At 70.3% G+C, this 18,687-nt stretch carries 18 protein-coding genes and 1 pseudogene; 13 read left to right on the top strand and 6 right to left on the bottom strand.

Annotated features, from left to right (window positions below; translation table 11 throughout):
• Positions 1-30 precede the first annotated feature (30 nt).
• Positions 31-234, bottom strand: a pseudogene (locus ACIBCK_RS34285) (short chain dehydrogenase); the annotation flags it as partial.
• A gap of 316 nt (positions 235-550) precedes the next feature.
• Here ACIBCK_RS34285 and ACIBCK_RS34280 point away from each other — a divergent pair.
• Together ACIBCK_RS34280 and dgoD are read left to right on the top strand one after the other, a co-directional pair.
• A complete protein-coding gene (locus ACIBCK_RS34280) occupies positions 551-1,279 on the top strand; it encodes an SDR family NAD(P)-dependent oxidoreductase (protein WP_399396608.1) in 729 nt (242 codons plus the stop codon).
• A 65-nt stretch (positions 1,280-1,344) separates the two neighbouring features.
• Positions 1,345-2,490 (top strand): galactonate dehydratase, encoded by a 1,146-nt coding sequence (dgoD, locus tag ACIBCK_RS34275; RefSeq protein ID WP_399396606.1) that lies wholly within the window; start codon positions 1,345-1,347, stop codon positions 2,488-2,490.
• A 58-nt stretch (positions 2,491-2,548) separates the two neighbouring features.
• Here dgoD and ACIBCK_RS34270 read toward each other — a convergent pair whose 3' ends face one another.
• Positions 2,549-3,001 carry an Lrp/AsnC family transcriptional regulator gene (locus ACIBCK_RS34270; RefSeq protein WP_367047826.1) on the bottom strand — a complete coding sequence of 151 codons (453 nt, stop codon included), beginning with the start codon at positions 2,999-3,001 and terminating at the stop codon, positions 2,549-2,551.
• Between the two features lie 111 nt (positions 3,002-3,112).
• Between ACIBCK_RS34270 and ACIBCK_RS34265 the strand changes: the two genes are divergently transcribed.
• Entirely contained in the window at positions 3,113-3,733 is a 621-nt protein-coding gene (locus ACIBCK_RS34265; protein ID WP_399396604.1) for a LysE family translocator, read from the top strand.
• Positions 3,734-3,786: 53 nt separating this feature from the next.
• Here ACIBCK_RS34265 and ACIBCK_RS34260 read toward each other — a convergent pair whose 3' ends face one another.
• Positions 3,787-4,344, bottom strand: a complete 558-nt coding sequence (locus tag ACIBCK_RS34260; protein WP_399396602.1) for a GNAT family N-acetyltransferase — start codon at positions 4,342-4,344, stop codon at positions 3,787-3,789.
• Between the two features lie 100 nt (positions 4,345-4,444).
• Between ACIBCK_RS34260 and ACIBCK_RS34255 the strand changes: the two genes are divergently transcribed.
• Positions 4,445-5,074: a TetR/AcrR family transcriptional regulator gene (locus ACIBCK_RS34255; RefSeq protein WP_399396600.1), complete on the top strand. Its 630-nt coding sequence runs from the start codon at positions 4,445-4,447 to the stop codon at positions 5,072-5,074.
• A gap of 40 nt (positions 5,075-5,114) precedes the next feature.
• On the opposite strand, the gene ACIBCK_RS34250 is transcribed toward ACIBCK_RS34255, so the two are convergent.
• A complete protein-coding gene (locus tag ACIBCK_RS34250) occupies positions 5,115-5,759 on the bottom strand; it encodes a M15 family metallopeptidase (RefSeq protein ID WP_399396599.1) in 645 nt (214 codons plus the stop codon).
• 86 nt (positions 5,760-5,845) lie between these two features.
• Here ACIBCK_RS34250 and ACIBCK_RS34245 point away from each other — a divergent pair, with 86 nt between their 5' ends.
• The 4 genes from ACIBCK_RS34245 to ACIBCK_RS34230 all read left to right on the top strand — a co-directional run bounded on the left by ACIBCK_RS34245 (position 5,846) and on the right by ACIBCK_RS34230 (position 10,318).
• Positions 5,846-6,541, top strand: coding sequence for a response regulator transcription factor (locus tag ACIBCK_RS34245; RefSeq protein ID WP_367047836.1), 696 nt, complete (start codon positions 5,846-5,848; stop codon positions 6,539-6,541).
• Positions 6,534-7,664, top strand: a complete 1,131-nt coding sequence (locus ACIBCK_RS34240; RefSeq protein ID WP_399396596.1) for a sensor histidine kinase — start codon at positions 6,534-6,536, stop codon at positions 7,662-7,664. The genes ACIBCK_RS34245 and ACIBCK_RS34240 overlap by 8 nt, the downstream gene beginning before the upstream one ends.
• A 20-nt stretch (positions 7,665-7,684) precedes the next feature.
• Positions 7,685-8,728, top strand: coding sequence for an endonuclease/exonuclease/phosphatase family protein (locus ACIBCK_RS34235; RefSeq protein ID WP_399396594.1), 1,044 nt, complete (start codon positions 7,685-7,687; stop codon positions 8,726-8,728).
• A 78-nt stretch (positions 8,729-8,806) separates the two neighbouring features.
• Positions 8,807-10,318, top strand: coding sequence for a PE-PGRS family protein (locus ACIBCK_RS34230; RefSeq protein ID WP_399396593.1), 1,512 nt, complete (start codon positions 8,807-8,809; stop codon positions 10,316-10,318).
• Between the two features lie 9 nt (positions 10,319-10,327).
• Here the strand turns inward: ACIBCK_RS34230 and ACIBCK_RS34225 are convergent, their stop codons facing one another.
• Both ACIBCK_RS34225 and ACIBCK_RS34220 read right to left on the bottom strand, forming a co-directional pair.
• Positions 10,328-11,107 carry an NAD(P)H-dependent oxidoreductase gene (locus tag ACIBCK_RS34225; protein WP_399396591.1) on the bottom strand — a complete coding sequence of 260 codons (780 nt, stop codon included), beginning with the start codon at positions 11,105-11,107 and terminating at the stop codon, positions 10,328-10,330.
• A gap of 129 nt (positions 11,108-11,236) precedes the next feature.
• The gene (locus ACIBCK_RS34220) at positions 11,237-12,253 is read right to left on the bottom strand and encodes a LacI family DNA-binding transcriptional regulator (protein WP_399396590.1); all 1,017 of its coding nucleotides are present in this window, start codon (positions 12,251-12,253) and stop codon (positions 11,237-11,239) included.
• 271 nt (positions 12,254-12,524) lie between these two features.
• On the opposite strand from ACIBCK_RS34220, the gene ACIBCK_RS34215 reads away from it, so the two are divergent.
• The 5 genes from ACIBCK_RS34215 to ACIBCK_RS34195 all read left to right on the top strand — a co-directional run bounded on the left by ACIBCK_RS34215 (position 12,525) and on the right by ACIBCK_RS34195 (position 18,591).
• Positions 12,525-13,892 (top strand): extracellular solute-binding protein, encoded by a 1,368-nt coding sequence (locus tag ACIBCK_RS34215; RefSeq protein ID WP_399396588.1) that lies wholly within the window; start codon positions 12,525-12,527, stop codon positions 13,890-13,892.
• 82 nt (positions 13,893-13,974) lie between these two features.
• On the top strand, positions 13,975-14,883 hold the full coding sequence (locus ACIBCK_RS34210) for a sugar ABC transporter permease (RefSeq protein WP_367047850.1): 909 nt from the start codon (positions 13,975-13,977) through the stop codon (positions 14,881-14,883).
• A 2-nt stretch (positions 14,884-14,885) separates the two neighbouring features.
• Positions 14,886-15,773 carry a carbohydrate ABC transporter permease gene (locus ACIBCK_RS34205; RefSeq protein ID WP_399396586.1) on the top strand — a complete coding sequence of 296 codons (888 nt, stop codon included), beginning with the start codon at positions 14,886-14,888 and terminating at the stop codon, positions 15,771-15,773.
• Between the two features lie 49 nt (positions 15,774-15,822).
• Positions 15,823-17,343, top strand: coding sequence for an alpha-N-arabinofuranosidase (locus ACIBCK_RS34200; RefSeq protein WP_399396584.1), 1,521 nt, complete (start codon positions 15,823-15,825; stop codon positions 17,341-17,343).
• Between the two features lie 48 nt (positions 17,344-17,391).
• Positions 17,392-18,591 carry a sialidase family protein gene (locus ACIBCK_RS34195; protein WP_399396582.1) on the top strand — a complete coding sequence of 400 codons (1,200 nt, stop codon included), beginning with the start codon at positions 17,392-17,394 and terminating at the stop codon, positions 18,589-18,591.
• Positions 18,592-18,687 lie beyond the last annotated feature (96 nt).

Below are 18,687 nucleotides of genomic sequence, written 5' to 3'. Positions count from 1 at the left end.
GCCTGAGGAGCGGTGGGCCCCGGGGGATTCTCAGCTGTCGGGGAAGGGCGTCTTCGTCAGCTCTTCGGAGACCTGCCAGACGCGGTGGGCCTCCTCGGCGCCACGCAAACGGGAGTAGAGCTTCTGTTCGCCGGGAGGGCCGACCATGTGCCCCGGACCGCGAGGCCCGTAGAGCCCGCCACGCCGGGCGTCGGGGGAGGTGGCGGCGTACAGCGCGGGGAGTTTCGCGGTCTGTCGGTCCTGGGAGCCCAGGCGCTCCGCTGAACGGTCACCATCACGTCGTCCAACCGTAGAAGCAGGGGGTGTTGGCGGCGAGGTGTCCCGTGGGGGTTAATGGCGGGGTGGGTCGTCTGCTGCCGAGTGTCTGTGCGAGGGGCGGGAGTTGCCTGTGAGTTCTGAGTCTTCCGGGGCATTCGGTTCAGAAGGGTCAGGGGGGTCGGAGGGGGACCTGGGGCCGGAAGGGGCGTTGGAGTCGCAGGAGTCGTCGAGGGCTGATGGATTCACCGGCGGCGCGGCTGCGGGTTCCGGGCGGCGGTTTGTCGGCCGTTGCGTGGTCGTCAGCGGGGGTGCCCAGGGGATCGGCGCGGCGACGGCTCGGCGGCTCGCGGTCGAAGGGGCCGGGGTGGTGATCGCCGATGTGGATGTCGACGAGGGCGAGCGCACCGCGCGTGCCATCCGGGACGGCGGCGGTCATGCCGTCTTCCAGGCGTGTGACGTCGCGGAGGAAGAGTCCTGGGCGCGGGCGGTGGCGGCCGCCCGCGCCCGCTTCGGCCCGGTCTCCGGCCTCCTCAGCAACGCCTACACCGTCCGCGGCGGCGCCGCCGACGCGATCGAACCGGCCGACTGGAACCGGCAGTTGTCGGTCATGCTGACCGGCGCGTTCCTCGGCGTACGGGCCTGCCTCGACGACCTGCGTGTCACGCGAGGCGCGGTCGTCCTGGTCTCGTCCGTGCACGCGGTCATGGGGCTGCCCGGACGTCCCGCCTACGCCGCGGCGAAGGCGGGCCTGACCGGTCTGGCCCGCCAACTGGCGGTGGAGTACGCACCCGGCGTTCGGGTCAACGCCCTCCTGCCCGGACCCATCCTGACCCGGGCCTGGGACACGATCGGCGCGGCGGACCGGGCGCGCAGCGTCGAGCAGACCCCGGCGGGCCGCCTCGGCCACCCGGACGAGGTCGCGGCGAGCGCGGCGTTCCTGCTGAGCGACGAGGCGTCCTTCGTCACCGGCGCCAGTCTCGTGGTGGACGGCGGATGGAGCGTGTACAAGACCTCCGCCTGAGTCGGCCCACCGGCGCGCCGCCGACCTCGTACGTCAACTGCCGTGCTGCCCATGGAGGTTCACCGTTGAAGATCACCCGTGTAGAGACGTTCGCGGTGCCGCCCCGCTGGCTGCTGTGCCGCGGGGAGACCGACGAGGGAGTGGTCGGCTGGGGCGAGCCGGTGGTCGAGGGGCGCGCGGCAACGGTGCGTACGGCCGTCGGTGAGCTGGCCGAACTCCTCATCGGCAAGGACCCGTCGGGCATCGAGGACCACTGGCAGGTCATGACGAAGGGGTCCTTCTACCGGGGTGGCCCGGTCCTCTCCAGCGCGGTCGCCGGTCTCGACCAAGCATTGTGGGACATCGCGGGCAAGCGGCTCGGCGTGCCGGTGCACGTACTGCTCGGCGGCCCGGTCCGCGAGCGGGTACGCGCCTACAGCTGGGTGGGCGGTGACAGCCCCGCCCACATCACCGAGCAGGTGACGGCACAGGTCGAGGCGGGTTTCACCGCGGTGAAGATGAACGCGAGCGGCCGCATGAACCCGCTGGCCACCGTCGCCGACATCGACGAGATCGTCACCCGCGCCGCCGCGGCCCGCGAAGTCCTCGGCCCCGGAAGGGACTTCGCGCTGGACTTCCACGGCCGTTTCCACGCCGCGAACGCCCGCAGGCTGCTGCCCCACCTGGCCCCGCTCGCCCCCATGTTCGTCGAGGAACCGCTCCTGCCGGAGTACGGTCATCTGCTGCCGGCCCTGGTCGCGTCCTCACCGGTGCCGATCGCCACCGGCGAGCGCCTGTACTCACGACAGGACGTGCTGCCCGTTCTCCAGGCCGGCATCGCGGTCCTCCAGCCCGACCTGTCCCACGCGGGCGGCATCTCGGAGGTGCGCCGCATCGCCTCCCTGGCCGAGACCTTCGACACCCTCATCGCCCCGCACTGCCCCCTGGGCCCCGTGGCGCTGGCCGCCAGCCTCCAGATCGCCGTCGGTGTCCCCAACTTCCTCATCCAGGAACAGTCGATCGGCATCCACTACAACACCGGCGCCGACGTCCTGTCCTACCTCGCCGACACCGAGGTGTTCCGCTTCCATCAGGGCCACCTCCTGCGCCCGACCGGACCCGGGCTCGGCATCGAGATCGACGAGGCGGCCGTACGCGCGGCCGACGACAGCGAGGCCGACTGGCACAACCCGGTGTGGCGGCACGAGGACGGCTCGTTCGCCGAGTGGTGAGAGCGGCAGGGGCGCCGCCGTGAGCGTGCCGCCAGGTAAAGCCAGCCGTTGTCGGCCCTCACAGGGGCAGGGCGCGCTCGTTCACCACGTGCTTCATGACGAGCGTGGAGCTCAGGCGCTGCACCCCGGGCAAGGTGGCGAGCTTGTCGTCGTACAGCCGCTGGAAGGCGGGCAGGTCCTTGGTGACGATGCGTACGAGATAGTCCGGGTCTCCGAAGAGGCGCTCCGCCTGCAAGATCTCGGGGATCTCGGTGAGGGCGTGTTCGAAGGCGGAGACCGTGTCGCGGTCCTCCTGGCGCATGGTGACGAAGACCAGAGCCTCGAAGCTCAGTCCCACGGCGCGCGCGTCCAGGATCGCGCGGTAGCCGCGGACGGCGCCGCTCCGTTCGAGTTCACGCAGTCGGCGATGGCACGGCGAGAGGCTCAGCCGTACGCGCGCCGCCAGCTCCGTGACCGTAAGACGGCCGTCCTCCTGGAGCTCGGCAAGAATCTTCCGGTCCACATCATCCATGGGGGAGATTCTGCCACTCAGGCTGCCTGAGCTGGCAATACTTGGAAACACGTTTGGCCTATTCGGAACTAATCTCCTACTCAGAACCTGTTCGAGAGGGAGAAGTACGTCGTGGCCGTCAGTTCCATCACCGCCTTCTGGGCCGTCTCAGTCCTGCTCATCCTCGTGCCGGGAGCGGACTGGGCCTACGCGATCAATGCGGGGCTCCGCGATCGGTCCGTGGTCCCGGCCGTGAGCGGCCTGCTGCTCGGCTACCTCGCGCTGACCGCCGTGGTCGCCGCCGGCGTGGCCGCGGTGGTGACGCGGACGCCGTCCGTCCTCACCGCCCTGACGGTCCTCGGCGCCCTCTACCTCGTCTGGCTCGGAGCCACGACACTCGCCCGGCCCGCGGTCGCCGGGACGTCACCCCAGGAGGGAGACGGCGAGGCAGCGGGGGCCCGGGTCCTCAAGGGGGCGGGGATCAGTGGCCTCAACCCCAAGGCGCTTCTGCTGTTCCTGGCCCTGCTGCCGCAGTTCACCGCCCCGCACGGCAGCTGGCCGCTGGCGGCCCAGATCGGCGCGCTCGGCCTGGTCCACACGCTGAGCTGCGCCGCGATCTACCTGACCGTGGGCGTCCTCGCGCGCACCATCCTGCGGGCACGCCCCAAGGCCGCGCGCGCCGTCACCCGCGTCTCGGGCGCTGCCATGATCCTGATCGGCGTACTCCTCCTCGCGGAGAGCCTCGCGGCCTGAGGCGCAAACGGCGGGGGGCCTGAGGCGCACACGTCACGCCTGAGGCGCACACGTCACGCGGTGTCCTGCTCGCCCCGCCACTCGTGTGCGAGCAGGGACCAGATCTCCATGTCATGGCGGATGCCGTTGTACAGCGACTGCTCGCGCAGGGTGCCGTCCAGGTGCATACCCATGCGCTGGGCGACGGCCCGGCTGCGGGCGTTCCCCGTGCTGTTCCACCACTCGACGCGGTGCATGCGGCGCTCGCCGAACGCGTACGCGATCAAGTGCCGTACCGAGGCGCTGATCAGACCGTTGCCCTCGCCCGCCGGCTCGGCCCACACACCGATCTCGCAGTTACCCCTCTCGGCGTCGAAATGCACGAACATCACGCCACCGATCAGGACGCCGTCCCGCCAGATCCCGTAGATCCGCCCGGCATCGGCGGCCTGCTTGTCCGCGTAGCTCTGGAGGGTGGCGCGGGCGGAGTCCAGGTCGGTGGAGCGTGCGGCCCAGGGGATCCACGGGTCGGTGTTGGCGCGAGCCCGGTCGATGTGGGCCAGGAACTCGGCGTCCTGCCAGGGCTCCAGCATGCGGAGCTCGGCGTTCTCGGTCAGCGATATGGCGTACATGACTGGTCCTATGCGGTTGTCCGGCTGGGCGCGCGCGGGCGGGTGCCCCGGCGTCGTGCACCAGGTACGTAACGAACGTTGGGTATGTACTCTAACGGCCATGACGCCGCCCGCCCGTACAGACCATGACGCCCGCAGGACCGAGGTCTCCCAGGCCGTGTGGCGGGTCCTCGCCTCCCACGGTTTCGGCGGCCTCACCCTGCGCGCGGTCGCCGCGGAGATGGGGGCCACCACCGGCCTGCTCACGCATTACTTCCCCAGCAAGCGCGCGCTCCTGAAGCACGCCCTCGAGGTACTCGACCGGCACTCGGCCGACCGCCCACGCCCGGCGGCGGAACGGGCCGGTGAGGCATCCGGTCTGGCGATGCTGCGGGCGACGCTGCTCGACATCCTCCCGCTGGACCCGGAGAGCGCCGCGAGCAACCGCATCTGGGTGGCCTCCTGGGACGTGGCGCTCGCCGATCCGGAGCTGGCCCGCGAGCACGCCGAGCGCTATCGCCGTGCACGCGAGCGGATGGCCCAACACATCGCGCGGGCCCAGGAGGTGGGCGAACTTCCCCTCGGCCCGCGGCCTGATGACACCGCCGTGGCTGCCCAGAGCTTTGTGCTCGGCCTGGTCGTCCAAGCCCTGTTCGCGCCCCAGGAGTTCCCTGCCGAGCGGCAGATCGCGCTGGTCGACGCCTATGTGGCGCGGCTGGGCGACGGACGCCTCGGAGAAGCGGCGGGGTGATGGGAAGCCCCGGAGTGAACCGGGCGGCTCGTCGCGCCGGTCACCGCTGCATCCTCGGGTCGTGCGTCGGGTCGGCGTACATGGGCGGGCAGCCTTGCTCGACGGCCTCGGGGCGTAATTCGTAGTGCCAGGATTCGTTCCGGTAGATCTGGCACAGCCCGTAGCCCGCACCCCGTGCGGACAGCCACGCCGTGGCGTCGGAGCGTCCGATGTCGATCGCGCCCCCCGACACGTGGGGAGAGGTGTCCGGCGTGGCCACCCACCGGGCGGCCTTCTCCTTGGAGCCGTACGTGGAGACGGCCTCGCGCAGCAGCTGATCCTGATACTCCGGGGAACGCCAGCCACTGTTGACGTAGAACGTGATCTTGTCGTCCGCGGCGTCCTTCGCGGCCCGGCGCAGGGCGGCGAGCAGATCGGGGTCGAGTTTGGCCACGGCCGGAGTCTCGTCGTCGAAGACCGTCACGCCGTCGGGGACGGCGCCACCCGCCTTGCCCAGTGATATCGACGCCGAAGCGGATGAGGACTGCGATGACTGGCAGCCGACGACGCCCATGAGCGTCGCGCCGCCGATCGCGAGGGCGGCGATGACGATCGACCGGCCTCGGCGTGCGAAGACGGTCGACCGCCCTCGGCGTGCTGACGTATCTGCCGTCTCTGCTGTTCGTGCTGATTCGTTGTAGGTCATGTCCGCAGTCAAGGCAGCGCGGTGTTGCCGGCCCGTATGCGGTTTTCGATATGCCGACGATACGCGCCGACTCGTAGCCTCGGAGCATGCGAGTGCTGATCGTCGAGGACGAGCCCTACATGGCGGAGGCCATCCGTGACGGCCTGCGCCTGGAAGCGATCGCGGCCGACATCGCGGGGGACGGAGACACCGCTCTGGAGCTGTTGAGCGTCCACGCCTACGACATCGCCGTCCTGGACCGGGACATCCCCGGACCCTCCGGTGACGAGGTCGCCAGAAGCATCGTCGGCTCCGGCAGCGGAATGCCGATCCTCATGCTCACCGCCGCCGACCGTCTCGACGACAAGGCCACCGGCTTCGAACTGGGCGCGGACGACTACCTCACGAAGCCGTTCGAGCTCCAGGAACTCGTGCTCAGGCTCAGGGCACTCGACCGCAGGCGTGCGCACAACAGGCCGCCCGTGCGGGAGATCTCGGGGCTGCGGCTGGACCCGTTCCGCCGCGAGGTCTACCGCGACGGCCTCTATGTCGCGTTGACCAGGAAGCAGTTCGCCGTGCTCGAAGTGCTGGTCGCCGCCGAAGGCGGGGTCGTCAGCGCCGAGGAGCTTCTGGAGCGAGCCTGGGACGAGAACGCGGACCCGTTCACCAATGCCGTACGCATCACGGTCTCGGCGCTGCGCAAGCGGCTCGGCGAGCCGTGGCTCATCGCCACGGTGCCCGGGGCCGGATATCGCATCGGCACTCAGCCGGAGCGTGGACGCGAGGGAGCAGAGCATGGATAGGACGCCCGGGTTGAGCGTTCGCTTCAAGCTCACCCTCAGCTACGCCGGCTTCCTCATGCTGGCCGGCGGCCTGCTGCTCGCGGCGGTTTGGATGTTCCTCCTTCGGTACGTCCCCGATCGCGCGATGCTCTACGACCCCGATGTCAGACCCCACGGGGTCTTCCCCGTACGGTCCGTTCTCCTGGACGTCTTCGCTCCGCGGGCGGCCGCCGTCATGGCGTTCCTGCTGGTGTTCGGCCTCGTGGGCGGGTGGATCCTGGCCGGCCGGATGCTCGCACCGCTGACCCGGATCACCGACGCCACCGGCATGGCCACCAGGGGAAAGCTCTCCCACCGGATCCGACTGCCCGGCCGCAAGGACGAGTTCCGTGAACTCGCCGACGCCTTCGACATGATGCTCGAAAAGCTGGAGGCGCACGTCGCGGAACAGCGGAGGTTCGCGGCCAACGCCTCGCACGAACTGCGCACCCCCCTGGCGATCTCACAGGCACTGCTCGACGTGGCGCGCACCGATCCGACGCAGGACCTCGGCGAGACCGTCGACCGGCTGCACGCCGTCAACACCCGGGCGATCGAACTCACCGAGGCGCTGCTCGTGCTCAGCCGCGCCGACCAGACGTCATACGCGCCGGAGCCGGTCGACCTGTCCCTGCTCGCGGAAGAGGCCACCGAGACACTGCTGCCGCTCGCCGAGCGGCGCGGTGTCACCATCAAGACCTCCGGTGACATCGCCCCGGCCTTCGGATCGGCTGCGCTCCTGCTGCAGTTGACGACGAACCTCGTGCACAACGCGATCGTGCACAACCTGCCCGAGGGCGGCACGGTGCGGGTCGAGACCGGCGCCGGCCACGAGAGCGTGGTGCTCACGGTCGAGAACAGCGGCGAGATGCTCTCCCCGAGGTTGGTCTCGACTCTCACCGAGCCATTCCGGCGCGGCGTCGAACGCATTCACGGCGACCACGAGCACGAGGGCGTCGGCCTCGGTCTGGCCATCGTCAAGCGGATCACCGAAGTGCACGAAGGCACCCTCACCATCTCCCCCCGCCCGGCGGGAGGCCTCCGCATCTGCGTTCAACTGCCCGCACCACCGGCACATTTCACCAAGAGGACGTCCGACCAGTGAGTGAAGCGACACGAGAAGTCATGGCTGCGCGGCCTCAGGCCGATACCGAGGAGCGCGCCGAGGTCCTGGGCGCCGAGGAGAGCGGCCGCTCCCGGCCGGGCCCGTGGAAGCGCGGCCCGGTGTTCGCCGCGCTTGCGTTGCTGCTCGGCCTGCTCATGCTGCTGCACGCGAAGATCACGGACAGGGGTGGCCTCGGCAGCCTGGTGGAGACGTTCCTGCCATGGTTCGGCCTGTTCGTCCCGGTGCTGCTCGCCGGGGCGTTGTGGCGCCGCTCCGCCTCGGCTCTGCTCGCGCTGTCGCTGCCGGTCGTGGCGTGGCTGAGCCTCTTCGGCGGCCTTCTCATCGGCGAGTCCAAGGCGGGCGGCGACCTCACCGTGGTCAGCCACAACGTCAACGCCGAGAACCCCGACCCGGCAGGCACCGCGCGCGACCTGGCCGCTTCCGGGGCGGACCTGCTGGCCCTGGAGGAGATGACTCCGCAGGCCACGGTCACGTACGAGAAGGAGCTGGCGAAGGCGTACCCGCACCACGTGGTGAAGGGCACCGTCGGGCTGTGGAGCAAGCTGCCGCTGTCGGGGACCCGGGCGGTCGACGTCGTGCGGGGCGATGTCGGCCCGCTGGCGAGAACCCGGCCGGCCGACCATCCGAAGGACCCGCCCCGGGCGCTGCGCGCCACGGTGGCCACGGACCAAGGGCCGCTCGCCGTGTACGTGGTGCACCTGGGTTCCGTGCGGCTGCAGCCCAGGAACGGCTTCTGGACGGATTCGCGCGACTTCGGCGCGGACGCCCTCGCCAAGGCGGTCGCCGCCGAGCGCAACGAGCGGCTGGTGGTCCTCGGCGACATGAACGGCACCACGGACGACCGCGCGTTCGATGCCCTCACCTCGCAACTCCACTCCGCCCAGGACGCGGCGGGCGACGGCTTCGGGTTCACCTGGCCCGCGTCCTTCCCGATGGCGCGGATCGATCAGATCCTGGTCAAGGGAGTGCAGCCGCAGAGCTCGTGGGTCCTTCCGGACACCGGCAGCGATCACTTGCCTGTGGGGGCCGGGATCAGCTGGTGAGCACCGTACGTTGGTGGACGATGGGGCGGCTTGCCCTTCGCCGTGGACGAGGTACGAGAGTGACAGGAGGCGGCCGCTGTGGCGCGGACCGAGGAGACCCCGCAGGAGCAGGCAGCGGCCTGGGCCTCGCTGTTCCGGGAGCCGGGTCCTTCGGCGGGGCTGCGCGGGGCGTGGGCGCATGGTCTCGCCCGCAACCCGGCCACCCCGGACGACCTGCGGGGCGGCCTCCTCGGGCTGTCGCATCACCTGCTGTGGCGTCGCCTGCCGACCGCGGTGGTGGAGGCGGCCATAACCCATCCGGACTGGAAAATACGGACGTTGCTGGCCGAAGCGCAGCCGGGCCTCACGGCCGACCAGTGGAGCCGCCTGATCCTCGGGGAAGCCGACTCCCGGCGCCGGTGGATCCTCACCATGATCGCGGCGGACCGGCGCGTCGAGGTCGGCGGCGCCGCGCACCGGCAGCTCGCCGCCGACCCGTCCTCCCAGATCCGTGAGGAGGCCGCTCGCCTCACGGGACTGCCCGTGCGGCTCCTGACCGCGCTGGCCACCGACCCCGAACCGCCGGTGCGGGCCGCGGCCTGCCGCGAGGCGTGGCCCCATCTCGACGACTCTCGGCGGCAGGGGCTGCTGGCCGACCCCGACAGCAAGGTCCGCGCAACGGCGTTGCTGCGCCACCACCAGGATCACCCGCTGTCCCGAGCGGTCTACGAGGACGAGGGATTCACGGATGACGCGGTGGCGAGCTGTTGGCTGGAGCGCGAACTAGCCGAACACCTGGCCCACCACGGGGACGCGTCCCGGCGTGGCTCCCTGGCGAGCAATCCGCGTCTGGAAGCGGACCTTGTCGCCCTCCTCGCCCAGGACCCTGACGAGGACGTTCGCTCCATGGTGGCCAGGCGCCCCGACCTCACCGAGGAGCAGCGGGCGGCCATCCCCATCACCTTCGATGCGGGCGGCCATCACCACGCGCTCGACTGGGTCAAGGCGCTGCATCACGACCCCTCAGCCATGCGCCGCCTCGCTTCCTCCACCCACCCCCTCGTGCGCAGGAGCGTCGCCCGCGCCCGTCGTCTGCCGCCGGACGTCGTCGAACGCCTGGCCCGGGACGAGGACCGAGTCGTGCGCCTCTTCCTCGCCGAGTCCTGCGACGACGCACCCGCCCACATGCTCCTGGAGGTGTGGCAGTGGTGGACCGGCAGCCTGAGCACACCCGACCGCCCGCACGGACACCCGAACTTCCCCCGCAGCGGCCTTCTGCGCTACACCGACGACGAGAACCCCCGCATGCGCCGGCTGGCCCTGGACGACCCGGAGTCGACGCCCGAGCTGGTGGAGCGGTTCAGCCGGGACACCAGCGACGAAGTGCGCTGCCGAGCGGCCACCGACCCCCGACTGAGTGCGGCATCGGCCACACGTCTCCTCGACGACCCGCACGATTCCGTACGCCACGCTGCCGCTCGGCACCCGCGGCTGCCCGCGCGGGTGCTGGTTCGGTTGCTCGGGGACAGCAGCACCGCGGAGAACGCGGCCATGCACCCCTGCCTGCCCGTCGACGTCATGCGACAGATGATCGAACGCCTCCAGGGCTGACGGGCCGCCTCAGCGCCCTGGGGTTCGTGAGCGGTGGGCCGCGATGCCGGTGAGGGCCGGTTCGATTTCCGGGTGCAGGACCAGTGCGTCGTCGTAGTCGCCGCGGTGTTCGTGGCGGTAGGGGAGCGGCTCGGTGAACGGCAGGGCGCGGAGTCGCTCGCGCAGTTCGGCCGTGCGGTCCCGGTAGCCGGCCGCGTCGAGACGGTCGGCTCCGTAGACGACGTACGGCGGGAGCGCGTCCATCCCCGTGTACCAGAAGGTGCCGTGCAGCACGGGGAAGAGCACCTCGTCCAGCTGCCCGTGGATCCCGCGCGGCCCGAAGCCGGACTCCCGCGCGCCCACCGAGGTGATGACCATGGCGCGCTTGCCCGCGAGGCCGCCGTCGCCGTAGCGCAGAGTCCGCCCCGAGTGGTCCTGGAGTCCGAAGGCGAAGCCCTGCACCAGCACTCGGTCGAACCATCCCTTGAGGATGGCCGGCGGCCCGAACCACCACAGCGGGAACTGGAAGACCAACGTGTCGGCCCAGGCGATCTTCTCCTGCTCGGCGGCGATGTCGTCCGTCAACTCGGCGGCACTGTAGGCATGTTCCTGCTCGGCGCCGACCAGCAGCCGCCCGTCCGTCTCGCGGTGGAAGTCACCGGAGTCCACGACGGGCTTCCAGTTCATCGCGTAGAGATCGGACTCGCGGACCTCGTGCCCGAGATCACGCAGTTCCTGAATCCCGTCGTCACGCAGCGAGCCGTTGAGGGATTGCGGTTCGGGGTGTGCGAATACCCAAAGAATCTTCATGCCATCGATCCTGCGCCGCGGCCGGGCGTCGGACGAGTGGCCAGATGGTCAGGGAGTGCAAGGATCTGGCCAAGGGGTGGCGTCGGGGGGTCTGGGCAGCTTGGTCGCCGTCGCGTGGGTGCGGCCGGCTCAGCCCCCCGCGCGCGTACTCTCCCGCACCACCAGTTCGTATCCCGCGGTGAGCCGCGTGTGGGGGGCCATCGTGCCCGCGTCGATTCTGCGGAGCAGTGCGTCCACGGCCAGCTCCGCGATGCCTCGCTTGTCGGGGGCGATGGTGGTCAGGCTCGGCACGCTGTAGCGGGATTCCTCCACGTCGTCGAAGCCGATCACGGCCAGGTCGTCCGGGACCCGCAGGCCGCGTTCGTGCGCCACCCGCAGCGCTCCGGAGGCCAGCATGTCGTTGAAGCAGAAGACCGCGTCCGGCGGGTCGTCCAGCTTCAATAGTGTGTGCATCGCCGTGGCTCCGGCGGCTCGGGTGAACGACCTTGTGCCCGGCGCGAGTTGCGGGTCGTGCGGGACGCCGGCCGCGTGCAGTGCGGTCAGATAGCCGTGCATGCGCTGGACCGTCGTCGCGTGGGCGGGGCCCGCGGGCTGGCCGATGACGGCGACGCGGCGTCGGCCGAGGGACAAGAGGTGGTCGGTGGCCTCGCGTGCCGCCGCCGAGTTGTCTATCAGGACGTGGTCCGCGGGGATCTCGTACGACTGCTCGCCCAGGAGTACGAGCGGTACGCGGCCTTCACGGGCGGCGAGAAGCTGCTCGTCGAGGCGGAGCGGGCTGAGCAGCACGCCGTCGATGAGCGGGTCACTGAGCCCGCAGGCGATGCGGAGCTCCTCGTCCGCGTTGCCCCCGGTGTCCTCGATGAGCACGGTGCAACCGCGCTTCTTCGCGGCCGCGATGACCTGCGCGGCCAGCTCGGCGAAGTACGGTGCGACGAGTTCGGGCACGGCGAGGGCGATGATGCCGCTGCGTCCGGTGCGCAAGTGCCGTGCGGAGGCGTTGGGTTGGTAGCCGAGATCGGCGATGGCGCGCAGGACGCGCTCGCGTGTCCGGTCGGCGACCCTGATCTCGCCGCGGACGACGTTCGACACGGTCTTGATCGATACCCCGGCGCGCTCCGCGACATCCTTCAGGCGGGTGCCTGCCACCGCGTTCTCCTTCCCCCTGACCTCCCCCGACAGCAGCAGCGTACGTCATGGTCCAACGTTGTAACCGGCGGGAGCGGACAGTGATCGGCGCAGTACGTGAACAGGTAATGCAGGCCCAGGTGTTGACGTCGTATTGCCAGCTGAGTACAACGTTGTAAACGCAGCAGGCGGCCACAAGATGCGGTTGTCGCTGACGTGCATTGCAACGTTGTACTCGTTTCACGCCTTGCCTGCCTTGCCAGTCTTGTCCGCCGTGGAAGGACGCATGCCCATGCGGGACCGCATACCGACCCCGTCGCCGCCCGCCCCCTCCCGCCGCCGTGTGCTGCGCGGAGGGCTCGCGCTTGGTGCGGCCGGCGCCGCCGCGCTCACCGTCGGCGGCTGCGGCAGCACCATCGCGCAGGGGTTCACCGGCGGTGCGCCGTCGCCGTCCCGGCTGAACTTCTGGAACCCGTTCACCGGCGGTGACGGCGAGCGGATGCTGGCGATGCAGGACGCCTACCGGGCCGCACACCGATCGACCGAGCTGAAATCGGCGACGTTCCTGTGGGGCAACCCGTACTACACGAAGCTCACCCTCGCCACGCTCGGCGACCGGCCGCCGCAGGTCGCGGTGGTCCATCTGTCGAAGCTGCCCACGCTCGCCGAGGCCGGTCTGCTCACGGAACTGCACTCCGAGGATCTGGCGCGGCACGGTCTCACCGAGGACAAGTTCGACGCACGGCCCTGGCGGAAGTCCCAGTTCGGCGGGGCGCCGCACGCCGTGCCCCTCGACACGCATCCCTTCGTCCTCTTCTTCCGCACGGACATCGCCAAGAAGGCCGGACTCCTTGACGGGCAGGGCCAGTTGGTGGACGTGGACGGGCCCGACGCCTTCATCGACGCCTTGCGCGCGGCGAAGGAGGTGACCGGCGCCTGGGGCGGTTCGGTGGCCTCGGTGAAGGAGTCCTCGATGCAGTTCCGCCTGTTCTGGTCGCTGTACCGGCAGCTCGGCGGCGGCGACCTCGTGGCCGACCAGGGCAAGCGGGTGGTCATCGACACCGCCGCCGCGGCCGAGGCGCTCGCGTACATCCGGCGCCTCAGCCAGGAGAAGGTGATCCCGGCGAACACCGACGGGAAGGGCGCCATCACGCTCCTGACCACCGGCAAGGCCGGCTTCCTGATGGACGGCGTCTGGCAGGCCCTCGCGGTCCAGTCGGCGAAGGTGAAGTTCGACATGCGGCCCCTGCCGCGCGTCTTCAAGGACGCGCCCTACGCCTGCGCCGCCGACTCGCACGCCCTGGTGCTGCCGAAGGCGCCCACCGAGACGGCCCAACGCCTGGATCTCTCCCTGGGGTTCATCGCCTCGATGCTGCACTCCAGCAAGCTGTGGGCCGAGGGCGGCCACGTCCCCGCCTGGCTGCCGACGCAGCGTTCACGCGCGTACAAGGAACTGGTTCCGCAGTCGCACTACGCCACGGCCGCCGACGGGGCGGTCTATGACCCGGCCGCCTGGTACGGCGGCGCGGGAAGCACCCTGCAGATCGTGGTGGGCGACGCCGTGACCTCCGTCTTCACCGGCGACACCAGCCCTACCGCGGGCGCCGCGCGGCTGCGCCGCGACTTGCGGGAACTGGCGTCGCGCCCCGCTCCGGTGTGACCGGCCCACCCCCACCCGCCGCTCGGCCCCGCCTGCTCCACCTGCCCCCGGATCCCGTACGCCTTGACCGAAAGGCCGAACCGTGGCCACGACGACCGCTCCCTCCCCGACGTCCAGCAGAGGCGACCGCTGGGCAGGACCGGGAATGCTGCTGCCCTTCGCCCTCTTCTACCTGGTGTTCCTGGTGGGACCGCTCATCTACACCGTGGTGGCCGGATTCTTCGAGACGAGCCTGCTCAAGAGCGGCCTCGGTGACTTCGCCGGCCTCTCGAACTACTCGGCGGTCCTCGGCGACGCGGAATTCTGGCGGACCCTGCGCAACACGCTGTGGTTCACGGTCCTGACGACCGTGCCCCTCGTACTGCTCAGCCTGGCTCTCGCGCTGCTCGCCGACCGGTTCGTGCGCGGCCGTTGGTTCTTCAGGTTCGCGTTCTTCGCGCCCTTCGTGCTGCCGTCCGCGGTCGTCTCGCTGCTCTTCATGTTCATCTACGCCGACCAACTGGGCCTGGCCCAGGAGGTGGTGACGTGGTTCGGCGTCGAAACCCCGCCGTCCTGGCTCGGTGACCCGGACTGGGCGATGATCTCCATCGCCGCCGCCACGGTGTGGTGGACGATCGGCTTCAACTTCGTGCTCTACCTGGCCGGTCTGCAGGACGTGCCGCGCGAGGTGCACGAGGCGGCCGCCATCGACGGCGCCGGACCCTGGCAGCGCATCCGGCACGTGGTCGTGCCGATGCTCGGCCGTACGACGACGCTGGTGACGGTGTTGCAGATCATCGCCTCGCTCAAGGTCTTCGACCAGATTTACATGATGACCAACGGCGGCCCCGACGGCAGCACCCGCCCTTCGCTCCAGCTCATCTACGACACCGGGTTCGTCGAGGGCCGCGTGGGCTACGCCTCGACCGTGTCGCTGCTCCTGTTCCTGGTGATCCTGTTCGTCTCCCTCGTCTGGTTCGCCCTCGTACGCCGCGCCGAGAAGGAGAACTGACCATGACCGCGATCGCCACGCGACCCGAGACGCAACAGCGCGGTGGCACCGCGCCACCGGCCCCACGCCGCGACTCGGAGCGCCTGTTCAACCGGGTGGCGCTCGGTACGCTCATCGCCCTCGCGCTGCTGTGGCTGGTCCCGCTGGCGTGGGCGCTCGCCACGTCGGTGCGGCCCGCGCAGGAGGTCGTCACCGATCCCACCGGGTGGTTCACCGCGCACCCGACCCTGGACGCGTACGGCGAGATCTTCGACGCGGGCAAGCTGCCGTACTGGTACGCCAACAGCTTCATCACCTCGACCCTCACCACGGTCCTCACGGTGGTCATGGCGTCCCTGGCGGCTTTCGCCCTGTCGCAGACGCGGTTCAGGCTGCGCCGCGCCGCGTTCGTGCTGCTGCTCGCAGGGATCATGATCCCGGGCCAGGTCCTGATGATCCCGCAGTTCCTCGCGCTCCAGTCGGCGGGTCTGCTGAACACGTACTGGGGCGTGGTGCTGCCCCAAGTCCCCAATGTGGTGGCCGTGTTCGTCTTCAAGCAGTTCTTCGACGGGATCCCGCGGGAGCTGATCGACGCGGCACGTGCCGACGGCGCGGGCTGGCTGCGCACCTACTGGCAGATCGTGATGCCGATCTCCCGCCCGGCCGTATCCGCCGTCACGATCTTCGTGTTCGTCGGAGTCTGGAACAACTTCCTGTGGCCGCTGCTCGTGGTGACCGACCCCGAGATGATGACGCTGCCCGTCGGACTCACCTCCGTCCAGGACGTGTTCGGCGTCCCCTACGCCCAGCTCATGGCGTCCGCCGTGCTCGGCGCGATCCCGCTGCTCGCCGTCTTCGCGCTGTTCCAGCGCCGCATCGTCGAGGGCATCGCAGGCACCGGCCTCAAGTAGCCCACCCCGCACCCGAGTCAGAGACCGCACCACAGAGAGGCACCAGAACATGCCGCACACCGCACGGTTCGTCATCGACCCCGAGTTCAGCGTCGGAGACGTCGACCCGCGCCTGTACGGAACCTTCGTCGAGCACATGGGACGCTGCGTCTACACCGGCATCCACGACCCCGGGCACCCCACCGCCGACGCCGACGGATTCCGCGGCGACGTCGCCGAGCTGGTCCGCGAACTGGGCACAGGGCTCGTGCGCTACCCCGGCGGCAACTTCGTCTCCGGCTACCACTGGGAGGACGGCGTCGGCCCGGTCGCCGACCGCCCGCGCCGACTCGACCTGGCCTGGCGCTCCATCGAGACCAACCGCGTCGGCACCAACGAATTCCTCGGCTGGGCCCGCCAGTTGGGTCTCGACCCGATGATGGCCGTGAACCTCGGAACGCGCGGGATCGACGCAGCCCGCGCCCTGGTCGAGTACTGCAACCACCCGAGCGGCACGGCCTGGTCGGACCTGCGCATCAAGCACGGCGTGAGCGAACCGCACGGCGTGAAACTGTGGTGCCTGGGCAACGAGATGGACGGACCGTGGCAGACCGGCCACAAGTCGGCCACCGAGTACGGACGGCTCGCCGCCGAGGCCGGAAAGGCGATGCGCCAGGTCGACCCGTCCATCGAACTCGTCGCGTGCGGCAGCTCCAACTCACGGATGCCGACCTTCGGCACCTGGGAGCGCGAGGTACTGGAGCAGACCTACGACGAGGTCGACTACCTCTCCCTGCACGCCTACTACGAGGAGTTCGACGGCGACCGCGCCAGCTTCCTCGCCTCAGGCGCGCACATGGACCAGTACATCCGCGACGTCGTGTCGACCGCCGATCACGTGCGGGCGGTGCGGGGCGCCAAGAAGCACATCAAGCTCTCCTTCGACGAGTGGAACGTCTGGTACGCCGCCCGCTTCCCCGGCGAGCGCAACCTGGAGACCGCCGAGACACCCCGGCTCATCGAGGACACGTACAGCGTGACGGACGCCGCCGTGGTCGGCTCGCTGCTCATCACACTGCTGCGCAACGCCGACCGGGTGGCCGTCGCCTGCCTGGCCCAGCTGGTCAACGTCATCGCACCCATCCGCACCGAGCCCGGCGGCGCCAGCTGGCGCCAGACCATCTTCCACCCCTTCGCCCAGGCGGCCCGGTTCGCCACCGGACGCGTGCTGCGCACCGACGCCACCGGCCCGCGCATCGACACACCTCAGTATGGGGACGTATCCGCACTGGACACCGTGGTGACCCACGACGAGGAGACGGGCGCGCTCACCGTTCTCGCCGTCAACCGTGACCAGGAGCAGCCGCTGCGCCTGGAGGCCGCGCTGCGCGGTGCCGTCGCCGGATACCGCGTCGTCGAACACCTGGTCCTCGCCGACCAGGACCCGGACGCGGTCAACACCGAGGCGGCACCGGACCGGGTGGCGCCGCGCCGAGCGACCGAAACGCACATCACCACCGAGGGAGCGCTGACGGCCGAGCTGCCGCCGGTCTCCTGGAACGTCATCCGGCTCGCACCCCGACAGAACTGACCACAGCACACCGTTCGCTCCCCACCACCACAGAGTCAGGAGAGGCCCATGTCAGCGCACGACCCCGCACGACCACGTCTCCTCCGCCCCACGCTCCTGTTCCCCCTGTTGCTCGCCCTCCTGGCGGCGCTGTTCGTCACGCAGTCCGGGACGTCGGCCGACGCCGCGACCGGGACTTTGCTGCGCGACGGCACCGGCCTCTACCCACGCGCCGTCAGACTCGCCCACAGCGGCGAAGCCAACGGCCGGATCCTGGCCTCCGTGGTCACGTTCGACGGCAACAACGGGCTCGGCGCCATCCACGAGAGCACGGACGGGGGCGCGTCGTTCCGCGAAGTCGGCGCCGTGCGCGACCCCGAGGCGGCGGGCGGGCAGGGGCTGTGCTGCTCGACGCTGTACGAACTCCCGCAGCGCATCGGTGACCTGCCCGCGGGGACGCTGCTGTGGGCGGCGTCGATCGGACAGGACGAGCCGAACCGTCGCATGGCTCTACGGGTCTTCAAGAGCAATGACGTGGGCCGCAGTTGGAGCTACCTGTCCACGATCGCCACGGCGCCGAACGACAAGGGACTGTGGGAGCCGGAGTTCTCCGTCGATGCCTCCGGGCAGCTCGTGGCGCACTACTCCGACGAGACCGACGCCGCCCACAGCCAGAAGCTGGTGGCCGCCCGCAGTGCGAACGGGGTCACCTGGGCCGGACACCACGACACGGTGGCCGGCACGCTCGCCTCGGACCGGCCCGGCATGGCGGTGGTCCGCAAGATGGGCGACGGGACCTACTTCATGTCGTACGAGATCTGCGCGGCCGCCGGGCAGTTCGTGTGCGTCGTGCATTACCGGACCTCCAGCGACGGCTGGAACTGGGGCGCCACCAGTTACCTGGGAATCCGCCCGGAGACCGCCGACGGCAAGTACTTCAAGCACGCGCCGAACCTGGCGTGGGCGCCGGAGGCGGGTAACCCCAAGGGCAGGCTCTTCCTCGTCGGTCAGGTCATGTACAACCGCGACGGCAGCAGGGCGGCCGGCAGCGGGCGCACCGTGTGGGTCAACAGCGCCGGTGGCGCGGGCAGTTGGCGGGAGATTCCCGCGCCGGTCGCCGTCGAGTCGACGACCGTCGACTACTGCCCCAACTACAGTTCCAGCCTGCTGCCGTCGGCCGACGGCAACCGTCTCCTCGAGATCGCGACGGACTGGTCAGGCTCGGTCTGCAAGCCGTACTTCGCGACCGGGGCGGTTCCCGCGGCCTGAGCAGGCAGGTGTCCGGCAGGGTGAATGCGCAGCCACACGGGGGAGCCCGCCCGCGAGCCTGCGCCGCCCTGCCCGCGCCAGCCGCTACCGAGAGAT

Origin of the sequence: Streptomyces sp. NPDC051218 (assembly GCF_044455475.1) — a bacterium.
Classification (GTDB): domain Bacteria; phylum Actinomycetota; class Actinomycetes; order Streptomycetales; family Streptomycetaceae; genus Streptomyces.
The sequence above is the reverse complement of the archived record's forward strand: the minus strand, read 5'-3'. Positions and strand labels throughout refer to the sequence as shown.